At 68.9% G+C, this 16,478-nt stretch carries 13 protein-coding genes; 4 read left to right on the top strand and 9 right to left on the bottom strand.

Translation table 11 applies throughout. The features are described 5' to 3' along the window. Window position 1: 1 nt before the first annotated feature. Both V4U86_RS01005 and glf read right to left on the bottom strand, forming a co-directional pair. Window positions 2-1,957, bottom strand: coding sequence for a glycosyltransferase (locus V4U86_RS01005; RefSeq protein ID WP_395309454.1), 1,956 nt, complete (start codon window positions 1,955-1,957; stop codon window positions 2-4). Then, a complete protein-coding gene (glf, locus tag V4U86_RS01000; RefSeq protein ID WP_395309453.1) occupies window positions 1,954-3,168 on the bottom strand; it encodes a UDP-galactopyranose mutase in 1,215 nt (404 codons plus the stop codon). Before glf ends, V4U86_RS01005 begins: the two co-directional genes overlap by 4 nt. A gap of 266 nt (window positions 3,169-3,434) precedes the next feature. On the opposite strand from glf, the gene V4U86_RS00995 reads away from it, so the two are divergent. Further along, window positions 3,435-4,412, top strand: a complete 978-nt coding sequence (locus V4U86_RS00995) for a hypothetical protein (protein WP_395309452.1) — start codon at window positions 3,435-3,437, stop codon at window positions 4,410-4,412. A gap of 146 nt (window positions 4,413-4,558) precedes the next feature. Further along, window positions 4,559-6,151 carry an N-acetylmuramoyl-L-alanine amidase gene (locus V4U86_RS00990; protein ID WP_395309451.1) on the top strand — a complete coding sequence of 531 codons (1,593 nt, stop codon included), beginning with the start codon at window positions 4,559-4,561 and terminating at the stop codon, window positions 6,149-6,151. A gap of 6 nt (window positions 6,152-6,157) precedes the next feature. Here V4U86_RS00990 and V4U86_RS00985 read toward each other — a convergent pair whose 3' ends face one another. The 3 genes from V4U86_RS00985 to V4U86_RS00975 are packed head-to-tail and all read right to left on the bottom strand — an operon-like array spanning window position 6,158 to window position 7,971. Further along, window positions 6,158-6,976: an HAD family hydrolase gene (locus V4U86_RS00985; protein ID WP_395309450.1), complete on the bottom strand. Its 819-nt coding sequence runs from the start codon at window positions 6,974-6,976 to the stop codon at window positions 6,158-6,160. Beyond that, complete coding sequence (locus V4U86_RS00980) at window positions 6,973-7,179, bottom strand: hypothetical protein (RefSeq protein WP_395309449.1); 207 nt, start codon at window positions 7,177-7,179, stop codon at window positions 6,973-6,975. Before V4U86_RS00980 ends, V4U86_RS00985 begins: the two co-directional genes overlap by 4 nt. Window positions 7,180-7,197: 18 nt before the next feature. Continuing rightward, window positions 7,198-7,971, bottom strand: coding sequence for a lysophospholipid acyltransferase family protein (locus V4U86_RS00975; RefSeq protein WP_395309448.1), 774 nt, complete (start codon window positions 7,969-7,971; stop codon window positions 7,198-7,200). A 97-nt stretch (window positions 7,972-8,068) separates the two neighbouring features. Between V4U86_RS00975 and V4U86_RS00970 the strand changes: the two genes are divergently transcribed. Beyond that, window positions 8,069-9,628, top strand: a complete 1,560-nt coding sequence (locus V4U86_RS00970) for a Rieske 2Fe-2S domain-containing protein (protein ID WP_395309447.1) — start codon at window positions 8,069-8,071, stop codon at window positions 9,626-9,628. After that, window positions 9,625-9,960, top strand: a complete 336-nt coding sequence (locus V4U86_RS00965) for a hypothetical protein (protein ID WP_395309446.1) — start codon at window positions 9,625-9,627, stop codon at window positions 9,958-9,960. Before V4U86_RS00970 ends, V4U86_RS00965 begins: the two co-directional genes overlap by 4 nt. Here the strand turns inward: V4U86_RS00965 and V4U86_RS00960 are convergent. The 4 genes from V4U86_RS00960 to serS are packed head-to-tail and all read right to left on the bottom strand — an operon-like array spanning window position 9,957 to window position 16,374. After that, window positions 9,957-10,946 carry an MOSC domain-containing protein gene (locus V4U86_RS00960; protein WP_395309445.1) on the bottom strand — a complete coding sequence of 330 codons (990 nt, stop codon included), beginning with the start codon at window positions 10,944-10,946 and terminating at the stop codon, window positions 9,957-9,959. The two genes, V4U86_RS00965 and V4U86_RS00960, sit on opposite strands and share 4 nt — an antisense overlap. A gap of 7 nt (window positions 10,947-10,953) precedes the next feature. After that, window positions 10,954-11,757, bottom strand: coding sequence for a DUF5718 family protein (locus V4U86_RS00955; protein ID WP_395309444.1), 804 nt, complete (start codon window positions 11,755-11,757; stop codon window positions 10,954-10,956). A gap of 15 nt (window positions 11,758-11,772) precedes the next feature. Continuing rightward, a complete protein-coding gene (locus tag V4U86_RS00950) occupies window positions 11,773-15,087 on the bottom strand; it encodes a BTAD domain-containing putative transcriptional regulator (RefSeq protein WP_395309443.1) in 3,315 nt (1,104 codons plus the stop codon). 27 nt (window positions 15,088-15,114) lie between these two features. Continuing rightward, window positions 15,115-16,374, bottom strand: a complete 1,260-nt coding sequence (serS, locus tag V4U86_RS00945) for a serine--tRNA ligase (protein ID WP_395309442.1) — start codon at window positions 16,372-16,374, stop codon at window positions 15,115-15,117. Between the last annotated feature and the right edge of the window lie 104 nt (window positions 16,375-16,478).

Genomic DNA, 16,478 nt, shown 5'->3' with positions numbered 1-16,478 from the left:
GTCAGGCCTTTTCCAGGGCCGCGGGCACCGGTTCGGTGGCCAGGAGCACGGCTTCCCACCGCTGGGTGCTGGTCAGCTCGGGCAGCGCCTTGCGGTACACCTTGCGCATCTTGGCGAACTTGCGGCCCAGCTTGATCTGCCGGGTCACCGATTCCCGCAGCAGTTCGAACATCTTGGCGCGGTCCCGCTGGCGGTACACCACACCGCGCCCGTCGGCGGTGGTCACGGTGACACCGTCGACCTTGCACAACGAGAACCAGCGGGCGTCCTGGGTGGCGACGTTGACCTGCGGCCGGACGTGATGTTCCGGGTTGTGCACCGAGAGTTGGTGCAGCACACCCTGAGTCAGACGGATGAGGATCGCCGGCGCGTTGGTGGGAATGCTGACCTTGCGGCGCCACTTCTTGTCCGACGGGGCGGGCAGCACGGTCGCACTCTCCAGCACCACGGCGTCCGGGAACTGCTCGCGCAGCTTGCGGACGTCGGGCAGCGCGGACTCCAGGATGGAGAAGATGTGGTCCGGGCCGGCCAGGAAGTCGTCCATCGCCTTGTTCTGGATGGCGACCGTCGAGTACTCAAGGCAGAGAAGGTGTTTGAAGGTCGCCTTGAGGTGGCTGCGCAGCAGCCCGCTGATCTTGCCGTCCCAGTGCAGGGCCGCGACCACCAGCCGGTTGCGCAGGTGGAAGTAGGCCTGCCAGTCGATGGCGTCGTCCTTGTCGCTCCAGGCCATGTGCCAGATCGCCGCGCCGGGCAGGGTGACGGTGGGATAGCCGTGCTCGGCGGCCCGCAGCCCGTACTCGGCGTCGTCCCACTTGATGAACAGCGGTAGCGGCTGCCCCAGTTCCTGGGCCACCTGCCGCGGGATCATGCACATCCACCAGCCGTTGTAGTCGACGTCGATGCGGCGGTGCAGCAGCTTGCTGCGCTCCTGCTCCTCGTCGTTGAGCGGGTACTTGGCGAAGTTGTGGTCGTACTCGGTGTTGATCGCGCCGGTCCACATGAAGTTCTCCGAGTCGACCATCTCACCCATCACGTGCAGGTGCGACGGTTCCTGCAGATTGAGCATCTGGCCACCGACCAGCGTCGGCACCTTGGCGAACCGGTTGAATGCCAGGGCCCGCAGGATCGAATCCGGCTCGACCCGGATGTCGTCGTCCATGAACAGAATCTGTTCGCAGTCGGTGTTCTTCAGCGCCTCGTACATCACCCGGCTGTAACCGCCGGAGCCGCCGAGGTTGGGCTGGTAGCGCACCGACAGCCGGTCCCCGAGCGCAGCGGCGGCCGCCGCGAATCCGGGATGGTCCTTGGCCTGCCTGGTGCCCTGATCGGAAACGATCACCGCACTGATCACCTCGTCGACCAACGGGTCGGAGGTCAGCGCGGCCAGCGCGCTGACACAGTCCGCGGGCCGGTTGAAGGTCGGGATGCCGATGGCGACATCGGCCCGCCCGGGTGCCGGGATCGGGGCGTACCAGCCGGCACTGTGCACGTTCACCTTGGTGTCGGTGGTGATGTCGAACCAGATCCACCCACCGTCCTCGAACGGGGCCAGATCGACCTCGAATTCCACCACGGCCGGCTTGCCATCCTCGGCACCGACCGCCTCGGTGCCGCCGACGGTGATCCGCGCGCCGGTGGCCTTGGAGCGGTAGACGTCGACACGGGCGGTGCCGCTCAGTTCGACGCGCAGCACCACCGAACCCAGCACCGACCAGCGGCGCCAGTAGCTGGCCGGGAAGGCGTTGAAGTAGGTGGCGAAGGAGACCTCGGACTCGGCACCGATCTCCAGCGTGGTGCGGGTCGGCGCGTGTGCCCGGCGCGCATTGGTCGAGGATTCCTCGATGTAGAGCTTGCGCACGTCCAGCGGCTCACCGGGACGTGGAAGGAGCACCCGCGCCAACAGGCTCACCGCGCGTGACTGCACGGAGTCGAGTGCACCGGACGGGATCTCGCTCATGAACTACTGCCTTCGTCGTTGTCACTCAGGGCTGCCCCGTCGCGCAGGTGCGGCGCCAGAATGTTGTCGTACATGTTGAGGGCACTGGCGATCGCCATGTGCATATCGAGGTATTGGTAGGTGCCCAGCCGGCCGCCGAACAGCACCTTGGCCGCCGCGGTCTCGGCCTTCGCCCGGTCCCGGTACCCGGCCAGCAGCGCGCGGTCGGCATCGGTGTTGATCGGGTAGTACGGCTCGTCGTCGTCATCGGCGAAGCGCGAGTACTCCCGCATGATCACGGTCTTGTCGGCCGGGTAGTCCCGCTCCGGATGGAAGTGCCGGAACTCGTGGATGCGGGTGAAGGGCACATCGGCGTCGTTGTAGTTCATGACGGGGGTGCCTTGAAAGTCCCCGCAATCGCGCAGAACCTCGGTCTCGAAGTCCAGCGTCCGCCAGCCCAGCCGGCCGTCCACATAGTCGAAGTAGCGGTCGAGCGGACCGGTGTACACCACCGGGGCGTTCGGGTTCGCGGCGCGCAGCTCGTCGCGGACGTCGAACCAGTCGGTGTCCAGGCGGACCTCGATGTTCTCGTGGTCCGCCATGTTCTGCAGCCACGCGGTGTACCCGTCGACCGGCAGACCCTCGTAGGTGTCATTGAAGTAGCGGTTGTCGAAGTTGTAGCGCACCGGCAGCCGGCTGATCACGGCCGCGGGCAACTCCGTGGGATCGGTCTGCCACTGCTTGGCCGTGTAGTGCTTGACGAAGGCCTCATAGAGCGGGCGCCCGATCAACGAGATCGCCTTCTCTTCCAGGTTCCGCGCCTCGGCCGTGGCGATCTCGCTGGACTGCTCGGCGATCAACGCCCGCGCCTCGTCCGGGCTGAAGTAGCGCCCGAAGAACTGCGACACCAGGCCCAGCCCCATCGGGAATTGGTAGGCCTGCCCCTTGTGCAATGCGAACACCCGGTGCTGGTAGCCGGTGAAGTCGGTGAACTGCCGGACGTAATCCCAGACCCGCTGGTTGGAGGTGTGGAACAGGTGCGCGCCGTAGCGGTGCACCTCGATCCCGGTCTCGGGGTCCGGTTCGGAGTAGGCGTTACCTCCTATATGGGAGCGCCGGTCGACGACGAGCACTCGCTTGCCGAGTTCGTTGGCCACGCGTTCAGCGATCGTCAGGCCGAAGAATCCGGAGCCGACGACGAAAAGATCCACGTGATCTGGTTCAGCGGTCATCGGCAGCAAGGGTATCCGACCGGGACCGGCCGACCCGAAATGTGTGAGCTGCCCGGCACCGCGTTGCGTCTCGGCGCGGGCGGTGACAGGTCGCAATTAGCTCACGATTCCGCATCGTCACTCTAGACCCAGTAGTCACGGCAGTACCATCAACACGTCGGCAAAGGGCGGTAACCCGGGCACGAGAACCGTTCGCGCCGACGCGATTAACCAGCACATATGCACCACACCCGGAAAAACGTAGTCCATGTATTGAGGAGACTTCCGTGCCGAACCGACGTCGACGCAAGCTCTCGACAGCCATGAGCGCAGTCGCCGCCCTGGCCGTCGCAAGTCCAGTCGCTATTGCCGCCGTTTCCGAACTGTCCGAAGCGCAGGACGCCCCGCAGCAGCGCGAGTTCGTCCACGCCGCGATGATCACCGATCTGCCCGGTGAACTGCTCTCCGCCCTGTCCCAGGGGCTGTCCCAGTTCGGCGTCAACATGCCGCCGATGCCGACCGGCCTGCTCACCGGCTCGCCGGCCGCCAGCCCGACCCTGGTCTCGCCGGGGCTGACCTCCCCGGGGCTCACGTCCCCCGGTCTGACCTCCCCGGGTCTCACCACGCCGGGGCTGACCTCCCCCGAGCTCACCACCCCGGGCCTGACCACACCGGGGCTCACCACACCGGGGCTGACCACACCGGAACTGACCACCCCCGGGCTCACCACCCCGGGCCTCAGCACGCCCGAGTTGACCACGCCCGGCCTGAGCATCCCGCCGGTCGGCGCGGCGGGCCCGTCGCTGACCCCGGGAGCGTTGTCGCCGGGAACGCTGTCGCCGACCTCGCTCACCGATCCCGGGCTGACCAGCCCGATCGGCCTGACCGATCCGGCGCTGACCGGGGCCGGGCTGGGTCTGCCCGGTGAGGTCCCGATCGCGGCACCCATCGGCCTGGACCCGATGGCGGGCACGTACCCGATCCTGGGCGCGGACCCGACGCTCGCGGCCATGCCGGCGTCGACCGGGGGTGGCGGCATCCTCGGCACCATCAACCAGGCCGCCGAACAGCTCGGTGCGGGCCAGGCCATCGACCTGCTCAAGGGCATGGTGATGCCGGCCATCATGTCGGCGGTCAAGAGTGCCGCGCCCGCCGCGGCCCCCGCGGCCGCTGCCGCCCCGGCAGCGGCGACCGAAGCCGCCGTCGGCGCGGCCGAGGCCGCCACCGGCACCGCCGCAGCAGTCGCTTCGGCGGCCGGGGCCTGATCACCAGTACCTGTCACCTAACGGCACCGCAGAAGCCAGCGTCGGCTCTGCGGTGCCGTTGTGCGCGGGCGCCCCTGGCGAAACTTCCGCCTCACAGGACCGTGTCGCAACACTAGTAACAGTGGGCTCATACGTAACATCAGCTCGTGCTGCGTCGTCGTCCTGCGCCATCTCTGCTGCTCTCCGCAGTGCTGGGCACGGTCGCCATCCTGCCGTGGGCCATCAGCGGACTGCCCGAAGATTCGGCCACCGGGGACTGGTCGACCGCGATCAGTCAGCAGCCCCTGGCCGAGATCGGCGGCGGGGAGACCATCCGCGAGATCCACCAGGACACTCCGTTCTCGTTGGTCGCGTTGACCGCCGACAACCTCGACGGAACCAGTGCGCGGATCCGCGCCAAGCGCGGGGACGGTAGCTGGGGCCCCTGGTACGAGGCCGAAGCGCTCGAAGGCGTCGGCCCGGAGCAACGCGACACCCACGGCACCGAACCGGTGTTCGTCGGGCGCACCAACACCGTGCAGATCGCGGTCACCCGCACCGACCCGGCCCCGCCGCCGGCGGCCAGACCCCGCCCCGACCTCGGCTACATCCCGGCCAACGTCGAACAGCCGCTGCCACAGAACGTCAACGCCGTGCTCATCAGCCCGCCGGAAGCGCCGATGGACGTGCAGCCGCCGCCCACCGCGGCCACCGTCCCCGGCCAGGCGCCGCACATCATCACCCGCGCCCAATGGGGCGCCAACGAATCGATGAAGTGCGGAAATCCCATCTACGACACCGGGATCCGGGCAGGCGTCGTACACCACACGGCGGGCAGCAACGATTACACGCCGCAGGATTCGGCGGGGATCGTGCGGTCGATCTACGAGTACCACGCGCGCACCCTGGGTTGGTGCGACATCGCCTACAACGCCATGGTCGACAAGTACGGGCAGGTCTTCGAAGGCCGCGCCGGCGGAATGAGCCGGGCCGTGCAGGGCGCGCACACCGGCGGTTTCAACACCGACACCTGGGGTGTGGCGATGCTCGGCGACTTCAATGCCGAACCGCCCACCCCGATCCAGCTGCGCACCACCGGACGGTTGCTGGGCTGGCGGCTCGGCCTGGACCGCGTCGACCCGCGCGGCACCGTGGCACTGACCTCCGCGGGCGGCAGCTTCACGCTGTTCCCCCGGGGCGCCACCCCCACCCTGCCGAGCATCTTCACCCACCGCGACGTCGGAAACACCGACTGCCCCGGTGATGCCGCGTACGCGCAGATGGACCTGATCCGCGACATCGCGGCCCGGTTCAATCAGCCCTCGGGGCCGCAGGACCTCATCGACTCGCTGCGCGGCGGCGCCATCTTCACCAAGTGGCTGGCCATGCGCAGCGAGTCCGGCCCGTTGGGCATGCCGAGCTCACCGGAGGCCTCCGGGCTGGGCGATACCCGGTATGTCACCTTCGACCGCGGCGCCATGTACTGGTCACCGGTCACCGGTGCACAGCCCGTCACCGGCGCCATCTACGAGGCTTGGGGCACACTGGGATTCGAGCGTGGTGCGCTCGGCCTGCCGACCAGCGGCGAAATCCAGGAGCCGTTGTGGATCAAGCAGAACTTCCAGCACGGCACCCTCAACTTCGACCGCGAGACGGGGACGATCACCCGCGTCATCGACGGTGTGCCGGCGGAACTTCCGCGCCCCGATCACTCCCCCGTGCAACTGGAGCGGTTCACCCCGATCAGCAACCAGGCCTGAGCCGATCTAGGCGAGCCACCAGCGTTCGAGCACCCGCGCCAATCCGTCGTCGCTGTTGGGCATGGTGACCTCATCGGCGGCGGCCAGCGCTTCGGGGTGCGCATTGCCCATCGCCACCCCGAGCCCGGCCCAGCGCAGCATCGGGATGTCATTGGGCATATCGCCGAACGCGACGATCTCGGAGGCGTCGATGCCCAGCGGACCGGCGATCTCGGCGATGCCGGTCGCCTTGCTCAGCCCGCGCGGCAGCACCTCGATCAACCCGTTGTTGGTCGAATAGGTCAGGTCCGCCTCGGATCCGATGTGCGGAGCGAGCGCGGCGGCCATATCTCCGCTGCGCGCACCGGCTTTGCGGATCAGCAGCTTGACCGCGGGCGCACTCAGCAGATCCTCCAGCGACACCTCGGTGTTGTCCGGGTTCAACCAGGCGTGCTCATATCCGGGTGAGCTGACGAACTGCGGGGTCGCCGCGTCGTGCGCACTGCGACCCACCCGTTCGACGGCCAGTCCGGAGCCCGGGATGACCCGCGCCGCGATTTCGGCCAGCGAGGCCAGCTGCTGCACCGACAGCGTGCGCGCCGAGACGATGCGGTCCGTCGCCGGGTCGTAGATCACCGCGCCGTTGGCGCACACCGCCATCGGCGCGAAACCGAGTTCCTCGACGATCGGCGGCACCCAGCGCGGCGGCCGGCCGGTGGCCAGCACGAAACGGGTGCCGGCATCCACCGCGGCGCGGATCGCCGCCACGGTGCGGGGCGTCACCCGCTCGGAGTTGTCGAGCAGCGTGCCGTCCACGTCGGTGGCGATCAGTGCGGGCAGCATCATCGTCGCCCGGACCGGTCGTGCTTGTCGAGCAATGTCTGCATCGCCGTCCTCAACTCCCTCATCGTGTGCTCCACATCCGGCGTCGGATCCATCGGCGGTCCGATCGCCGCGGTGATGGGAATCTTGCTGCGGCCCATATTTTTCGGGTGGTCCTTGGTCCAGATCCGGTGTGCGCCCCAGACGATGACCGGGATGGTGGGCACCCGCGCGTCGATCGCACGCTACTCCGGCGCCTCACCCGGGGCATCGGCCCTACGCCTGGCCGCCTTCTCGGCAGCTTCCTCCATGTCCATCCGGTTCGCCTCGGCCAGCGTCGGCGCGCCGCCGCCCAACCGGTGCGGAACCCAGAACTCGCCCTGCGGATGCGGGCCGTAGGACTCCTGGACCTGCTCCAACAGATGCGCCATCCGGTGGTGCAACAGCGCCGTCAGCTCGGCCGGCGGCAGGGTCGGGTAGATCGGTTCACCGACGGCGATCGAGATGGGCACCTTCGGCCGGCGCATGTTGCGCGGCTGTCCCTTCGTCCAGATCCGCTGGGCGCCCCAGATGATGTGCGGGACGATCGGGACATCGGCATCGATGGCCATCCGGGCCGCCCCGGATTTGAAGCCCTTGATCTCGAAGCTGCGGCTGATGGTCGCCTCGGGGTACACACCGACCAGTTCGCCGGCCCGCAGTGCCGCACATGCCGCCGCGAACGAGTCGGCCCCACTGGCCCGGTCCACCTCGATGTGGCGCAGCTTGCGCATGATGGGGCCACCGATCTTGTGATCGAAGACCTCCTTCTTCGCCATGAAGCGGACCTTGCGCCCGCGACCCTGCCGGTAGGCGGGCAGGCCGGCGAAGGTGAAGTCGAAATAGCTGGTGTGGTTGACGGCGATCACCGCCCCACCGGTCACCGGCAGGTTCTCCACCCCGGTCACGGTGAACTTCAATCCCTGCAGCCGCCACACCAGTCGGGCGGCTTGAATGACAGTCCCGTATACCGGCTCCACACGCCCCAGCCTAGTTCCACCGGCCCGCCTCGACGGAACACAGCGCCCGCAGCGGATAGACTCGTACCCGGACAACACCCCCTCAGGAAGGTTATTCGTGCAGGTCACAAGCGTCGGACACGCCGGTTTCCGGATCGATACGGAAGCCGGCAGCATCCTGTGCGACCCGTGGGTCAATCCGGCCTACTTCGCGTCCTGGTTCCCCTTCCCGGACAACAGCGCACTGGACTGGGCCGCGCTCGGCGAGGTGGACTACCTCTACGTCAGCCACCTGCACAAGGATCACTTCGACCCGGCCCTGCTGAGCGCTCACGTCAACAAGGACGCGGTCGTGTTGCTGCCCGACTATCCGGTGCCGGACCTGCGCCGTGAGCTGGAATCGCTGGGCTTCCACACCTTCGTGGAGACCACCGATTCGGTGAAGCATCGGGTCTCGGGCCCCAAGGGCGACCTGGACGTGATGATCATCGCGCTGCGCGCCCCTGCCGACGGGCCCATCGGGGACTCCGGGCTGGTGGTCTCCGACGGCGTCACCACCGCCTTCAACATGAACGATGCCCGGCCCGTGGATCTTGAGGCCCTGGACACCCAGTTCGGTCACATCGACGTGCACATGCTGCAGTACTCCGGGGCCATCTGGTACCCGATGGTCTACGACATGCCGGCGCGGGCCAAGGAGGCGTTCGGCACCCAGAAGCGCCAGCGCCAGATGGATCGCTGTCGCCAGTACATCGCCCAGGTCGGTGCCACTTGGGTGGTGCCCTCGGCCGGTCCGCCCTGCTTCCTGGACCCCGAGCTGCGGGGTCTCAACGACGACCAGGGTGACCCGGCGAACATCTTCCCCGACCAGATCGTCTTCCTCGACCAGATGCGCCGGCACGGCCACGACGGCGGCCTGTTGATGATCCCCGGGTCCACCGCGGATTTCACCGGCTCGCAGCTCAACTCGCTGACCCACCCGGTCGAGGATCCGGAGACCATCTTCACCACCGGCAAGGCCGATTACATCGAGGCGTACGCGCAGCGGCAGGCGCCGGTGCTGGCCGCCGAGAAGGCGGCCTGGGCCCCGGCGCAGGGCGATGCCCAGCTGGAGTCCCTGCGCGCCCTGTTCGAGCCGATCATGCTGGCCTCCGACCAGATCTGCGACGGCATCGGCTACCCGGTCGAGCTGCGGCTGCCGGCCGGTGACAGCGTCGAGACCGTCGTCGTCGATTTTCCGAAACGGGCTGTGCGCGAACCTGTTCCGGACGAGAAGTTCCGTTACGGCTTCGAGATTCCGGCCGAGTTGGTGCGCACCGTGGTACGCGACCGGGAGCCGGATTGGGTGAACACCATCTTCCTGTCCACCCGGTTCAAGGCCTGGCGGGTGGGCGGCTACAACGAGTACCTCTACACCTTCTTCAAATGCCTCACCGACGAACGGATCGCCTACGCCGACGGCTGGTTTGCCGAGGCGCATGACGACAGCGCCTCGACGACGCTGGACGGCTGGGAGATCCAGCGTCGCTGCCCGCACCTGAAGGCGGATCTGTCCAAGTTCGGTGTGGTGGAGGGCTCCACGCTGACCTGCAACCTGCACGGCTGGCAGTGGAACCTGGACAACGGGCGTTGCCTGACCGCCAAGGGCCACCAGCTCAGGAGCGCGCGAACGTCATGACCACGGCGGTGTCCTACGACGACGGGTTGATCCAGTTGGATCGCCAGGCCCTGACGTTGCGCCGTTACCACTTCCCCTCAGGTACCTCGAAGATCATTCCGTTGCAAGCCATCCGGGGTTATCGCGCGGAGAGCATGGGGCTGGGCTTCGACCGGTTCCGGATCTGGGGGCCATCGGATGACCCACGCCGCTGGCTGCCACTCGATGTGTGGCGGCCGATCAAGTCCACGCTGGTGGTGCTCGACGTCCCCGGCACCCGTCCCAGCCCGGCCTTCACCCCGCTTCGGGTCAAGGAATTCCTGGGCGTCCTGGACGCGCTGCTCACCGACTAGCGCGGGCGCAGCACCGTCGCCTCCAGCAGCGACTGCGCGCCCCGGATCGCGGACTTACCCAACGCCGTCGCGGCGCGCTGGAAAGCATTGGGTGGCTTGCCCACCCGAACCTGTACCGGGTCGCCGACGCTGAGCACACCCGGGACCGACACGTCTGCGTAGACGCCCAGAAAACGGTCGGTGCGCTCGGCCAGCACCCGGGTGAGGCCCTTGTCCAGCTCGACGCCGGGCTGCGCGCGGGTCGGGACGACGCAACGGATGGTCGGGATGGCGACCTTCAGCCCTACCGTGCCGATGCTCAATTCGCTTCCCACCCAGAGCGTCTCGGGGAAGTCCTGATCCTCATCGACGATATCGACCAGCACGTTCGGGCGAAACCTGCGCACATCGTAGGGCGCCCGGTCGGCGGACAGCTGGCGCAGGCTGGCGGTGCTCAGCAGGTGCACCGGGCTGAGGTCTACGAAAGTGCCCGGCGGCGTCGAAAACCGGGCCAGCGTGATGATGTCCCTGGTGGAGAACACCGACGTATCCGGCAGATCCTCGGCCGCACCCAGCCCGAAATCCTGGCGCACCTGGGCGGCCCGGTAGTTCGCCAGCGCCTCGGACACCGACATCCTGTGCTGGCTGGTGTCGGTCACCGGAGGCAGCGCCACCAACCGCATCTCTCGGCCCACCAGCTCCGACAGCGCCACGTGGATCCCGGGATCGTCACTGGCCAGCTCGCGGCCGTCCGGGAAAGTCACCACCACCGCCGGGACGTTGCCCGGGCCGGCCGCCGGGCCGGGTTCGGTGAGATAGCGTGCCGAGCACCCCAGCAGCACCGGGACCCGCCGGGCCGAGGCCGTCACACCTTTCTTCATGTCGCGGACCGCCCACAGCCGGTCCGCGTGCACGCCGCGGCGATCGATACGCACCTGGTCCACCCGGCCGCCACCCATCGACTTGACCGGGAAGCGCCACAGCTCGCTCACCGTCGGCACGGACATGGTCGGCCTATCCCGAAACAGTCTGCCGCAGTTCGGAAACCGCATCCGAGGCGGTGTCGTACACCCGCACCACCGCCTCGTCCCCAGGCGACAGGTAGGTGGACTCGCCAAGCGGGGTGTACCGGGTCGCGCCGATGCCGATCAGGACCCGTTCGGGATGTCCGGCGGCGACCATCAGCGCACCGACGTCCTCCAGCGGGGTGTCGGGTGAACCCTTCTGGTTGTCCAGCCGCTCGGTGATCCAGTCCAGCAGGACCTCACCGTAGTAGGAGTAACCGAGCAACGGGCTGTCCACGCCGTACTCGTGCTGTTGCCCGTCGGCGCCGTGCAGGTAGCAGACCAGCCGCAAGGTGGCCGTCGGACCGTCCGGGGTGAGATCATGGGCGTCGAAGAACTGCCGCGCAACACCTTTGGAGGCCGGCCCCCAGTTCTTCTTGTAGCTGATCTTCGGTGCGCCCGGACGCCGGATCGAGCAGTCGTTGAAGGCGCCGAGTGCGAACGGCTGCAACGACACCACCGTGTCGCCCCGCCACGTCGCCTCGCAGGCCAGCCCGACCTCGGGCTCGATCTGCAGGTTCAGCGGGGTGTCGCTGGCCGGCAGGGTGATCGCGTCCTGGGACAGCGGGAACTCGCCGAGGAAGGTGTCGTTGCCCGGGGCGTACCAGGGGAAGATGCCCTTGGGGGCCGACCCCTGAGAGGTGACATTGACGAAATCGTCTGCCTCCCCGGCCTGTTCGAGGTGACCTGCGAAGTTTCCCGCCACCCCGAAGCCGAACCAGGAGCGGAGTTCGTCGAGCTCGATGTCGATCATGGCTGCAACCCTACGTCAGTCGATGAAGGCCAGGGCGTCATTGGCGAGCCGCTCGCGCAGCACCGTCGCGGCCGCCCGGTAGTCGCGCGCCTCGGCCGGCCGGCCGAGCGCGTCGGCGGCCACGGCGAGCGCTTCGTCCACCGGACCGAGCATCAACCCGTCCACCCCGAGGCCCGCGATCTGACCCGAGTACGGGAGCAGCTCGGCGGCCCGCGCCGCGGTCTCCTCGACATCGCCCAGGGCCGCCGCGGCGTTGACCCGCAGCACCGTGTAGGGCACCCAGAAATACGACCGTTCGATCGGGCGGCGGTCGCACCACAGCTGTTCGGCCTCGGCGTCGCGCCCGCGGGCGATCAGCGCCAGCACCGCGGCGTCCAGCGCCGCGACGGACACCTCCCGGTAGAAGTACACCAACTCGTCGGCCAGCTGTCCCAGGTCACCCAGGCAGAACTCGCCGGTCACCCGCCCGACCATGGCCAGCTTGGCGCCGTTGGCCGCGCCGTTCTCCACCATCCGCGCCGCCAGGTCGGTGTACGCGTGCACCGCTTCGTCCAATCGGCCCGCCAGCAGATACATCCGGGCCTTGAACAGTCCGAGCATGCCCAGCAGGTGCACCAACTGGCCGGTGCCGGCCCGGGCCACCGCCAGATCGGCATGCCGTTTGGCCGTGGCCAGGTCGCTGCGCTGTCCGGCCGCCAACGACAACAGCCAGTGCCCGACGGCCTGATAGTCGGCCTGCTCGGTGGCCTCCGCGACGCGTAGCAGTTCCGCGGCCAGCGCTTCGCGTTCGGAGTCGAGGTCGGGGCCCAGCGCGCAGTAGGCCCGCACGTTCAGCGCGGTGCACAGCAGCCGCCCGGTTGATTCCGGATGCTGGGCATGAGCCCGGCGGGCCAGTTCCAGCAGTTCGGTGCTGGCCGCCAGCGCCCCCTCGGGATCGGCACCCTCCAACTCCACGAACAGCGCCTTGAGCAACCGGATCCGGTCGGCCGTGGTGATTCCGATCGCCGCCCCGTCGGCCAGGACCCGCCGCAGCAGCGCGATCATCTGGCTGTCCGACTCGTCGTACTCGCGGTCGCGCCACACCAGCGGGGTGTCCCACGCGGTGAGTACCCGCACCACCAGGTCGTCGCGCGGGGTGCCGGTCAGCAGCGCCAGGGCACCCTTGCACTCCAGCCGCGCCGCAACCGCGTCACCCGATTGGGCGAGTGCCGCGATCAGCCCGCACCGCGCCTCGATCTCACGGTCCAGCGCGTCCGCCCCGGCCGCCAGTTCCAGCATCTGCAGCACCGCACGCCACTGCCGGACCGCCTCCGCGTGGGCACCGACCGCGCCCGCCTCACGAGCCGCGACGGTGGCGAAAAGGGCTGCGACGGAGGCGGTTTCCTCGGTCGCCGCAGCGACCGCGTGATAGGCCAGGGTGGCCGCGTCGACCACCCGGCCCGGGGCGCGCAGCAGGTCCAGTACCGCACCGTGCCACCGCGACCGGCGCAGCTTGGAGATGTCCTCGTACAGCGTGTCGCGGACCAGGCCGTGGGCGAACCGCAGCCGGCGTGGTTCTGGCTCGTCGAGCAGCCCCAGCAGGACGGCCGGTTCCAGTGCATCGAGCAGCTCGTCGGGATCGCTGCGCGCCAATTCGGCCAACAGGTCGACGTCGATGTCGTGGCCCAGCACGGCCGCCCGGCGCAGGGCCGTGACGGTCTGGCCGGGTAACCGGGCGAGGCGCCGACGCATCACGTCACGCACCCCGACCGGCACCGACGCGCGCACCGCGGCCGGCCCCTCCGCCGCGATAAGCCGGGCCAGCTCCCGGACGAACAGCGGGTTGCCGCCGGTGCGTTCGCGCAGCAGCCGCAGCACCTCCCCGCTGGCCGAGGTGAGCCCGCAGTCGGCGGCCAGCGCCGCGGTGGCCGCACTGTCGAGCCCGTCGAGTTCCAGATGCGCCGCGGTGCGCACCGTCAGGGCCGCCCGGGCCACCTCCAGTTCGCCGCGGTCCTCGGACGGGCGGTAGGTCCCGATGACCAGGACCCGGCAGTCGCTGATGCGGTCGGCGACCAGCCGCAGCAGTTCCAGGGTGAGCCCGTCGGTGCGGTGCAGATCGTCGAGGATCACGGCCAGCGGTTCCCGGCGGGCCACCGCGGTCAGCACGTCGGTGACCGCCTGGCCCAGCCAGAACGTGCCCGGTCCGGTCGATCCGCCGTCGTGCAGCAACGGGGCCAGGGCGTGGCGGTCGGTCACGTCGGCGGCGAGTTCGTCGGATGCGATGAGTTCACGGAGCACCTCGGTCCAGGCCCAGCCGGCCGGGGCCCCGTCGACCTCCGGGCAGCGACCCGCCACGATTCGCCAGCCCGCCGCGCGCAACCGATCCGACGCCGCGGCGGCCAGGGTGGTCTTGCCCGAACCCGCCTCACCGCCGATCCACACCACCGTGGCGCCTGCGGCGGAGCCGCTGTGCGCGGCGGCCTCGATGGCAGCGAGTTCCCCGGCGCGACCGTAGGCCGCGTGGTCCGGTGCGGCGGTCGCCACCTCCGGCGGTGCCTGTTGCGGAACCGGTTGCGCCCGAGCAGGTTCCAGATGTTCGGCGTGACGCAGGATGTCGCTTTCCAGATCACGCAGCGCCCGGCCGGGCTCCAGTCCGAGCTCGTCGGCAAGGTGTTCTCTGGTGCGCCGCAACACATCCAGCGCATCGGATTGGCGGCCGGACCGATACAGGGCGGTGGCCAACAGCGCGGCGGCGGACTCCCGCTCGGGGCACCCGCGCAGGTGCCGTTCCAGTGCCGCCACCGCCGTGCCGTACCGCCCGAGTTCGACGAGCGCGGCGGCGCGGTACTCCACCGCAGCCAGTCGCAGTTCGGTCAGCCGGGCCACCTCCGGGGTGGCCCACATGGTGTCACCGAATTCCGCGAAGGGTTCACCCGACCACTCGGTCAACGCCTCGTCCAGCAGAGCCAGCCGCCGGTTGGGATCGTTGTCATCGTAGGCGGCAACGACTTTGGCCTCGAAACGCCACGCGTCCACGGCGTCGACCGGAAGCTTCAGGCAGTACCCGGGCGCAACGCTGACCAGGATGCGCGCCGGTGTGCCACGATGGCGCCCCGGCTCCAGTCCGCGGCGCAGATGCGAGACGTAGACCTGTAACGCGGCCAACGCCTTCGGCGGCGGCTCACCCTGCCACAGATCGTCGATCAGCCGGTCCACCGACACCGTGTGACCGTGCTCGACGACCAACCGGGCCAACAACGCGCGCTGCAGCCGGGACCCCAGATCCACCTGGTCGGCTCCGGAGAATGCCTGCACCGCCCCCAGCACGGTCACCCGAACCGCAGCGTCCATCGACATGCGCCCCCGCCGCCGTGGTGGTCAGTTACCGGGCTCCAGCACCGAGGTACCGACGAACGGCACCAAGGCATCCGGGACCCGCACGCTGCCATCCGGCTGCTGATGGTTCTCCAGGATGGCCACCAGCCAGCGGGTGGTGGCCAGGGTCCCGTTCAGCGTCGCCGCGATCTGCGGCTTACCGTTCTCGTCGCGGTAACGGGTGGACAGCCGCCGGGCCTGGAAGGTCGAGCAATTCGAGGTCGACGTCAGCTCCCGGTAGGTGCCCTGGGTGGGAACCCAGGCCTCGCAGTCGAACTTGCGCGCCGCCGAGGAGCCCAGGTCTCCGGCGGCGACGTCGATCACCCGGTAGGGCACCTCGATGGCGGCCAGCATCTCGCGCTGCCACCCGAGCAGGCGCTGATGTTCGTCCTCGGCATCCTCGGGCTTGCAGTAGACGAAGGCCTCGACCTTGTCGAACTGGTGCACTCGGATGATGCCGCGGGTGTCCTTGCCATAGCTGCCGGCCTCCCGGCGGAAGCAGGACGACCAGCCCGCGTAGCGCTTGGGGCCGCCGGACAGATCGAGGATCTCGTCGCTGTGGTATCCGGCCAGCGGCACCTCCGAAGTGCCCACCAGGTACAGGTCATCGTCGTCGAGGTGGTAGATCTCGTCGGCGTGCGCGCCGAGGAAGCCGGTGCCCGCCATGACTTCCGGGCGCACCAGCACCGGCGGGATCATCAGGGTGAACCCGTTCGCGGTGGCCTTCTGCACCGCCAGCTGCAGCAGGCCGAGTTGCAGCAGGGCGCCCCGGCCGGTCAGGAAGTAGAAGCGGCTGCCCGACACCTTGGCGCCGCGTTCCATGTCGATCAGGCCGAGTGCCTCACCCAGTTCGAGGTGGTCGCGCGGATTCTCGATGGTGCGGGGTTCACCGACGGTGTCCAGCAGGGTGAAGTCCTGCTCGCCGCCGGCGGGCACCCCGGCGACGATGACGTTGGAGACCGCCATGTGCGCCGCGGTGAACGCGGCCTCGGCCTCGGCTTGGGCGACTTCGGCCGCCTTGACCTCGTCGGCGAGTTCCTTGGCGCGGGCCAGCAGCTTGGGGCGTTCCTCCGGCGTGGCCTTGCCGACCAGCTTGCTGGCCGCCTTCTGCTCGGCCCGCAGGGTGTCGGCCACCGAGATGGCCGATCGGCGGGCGGCGTCGGCGTCCAGCAGCGCGTCCACCCTGCCCGGGTCCTCACCGCGGGCACGTTGGGAGGCGCGCACCAGATCGGGGTCGTCACGCAGCAGTCTGAGGTCGATCACGGCGGTAACCCTACTTCCGTTGCGGGTAAACAGCCTGCGCGGGCCACAACCGCATAACGTTACAAGCGCATCACTTGTCACACATCGTGACACGCCTGTCACAA

Source organism: Mycobacterium sp. AMU20-3851 (assembly GCF_043974665.1).
In the GTDB taxonomy this organism is placed as follows: domain Bacteria; phylum Actinomycetota; class Actinomycetes; order Mycobacteriales; family Mycobacteriaceae; genus Mycobacterium.
This window is presented reverse-complemented; position numbering and strand designations above follow the sequence as displayed.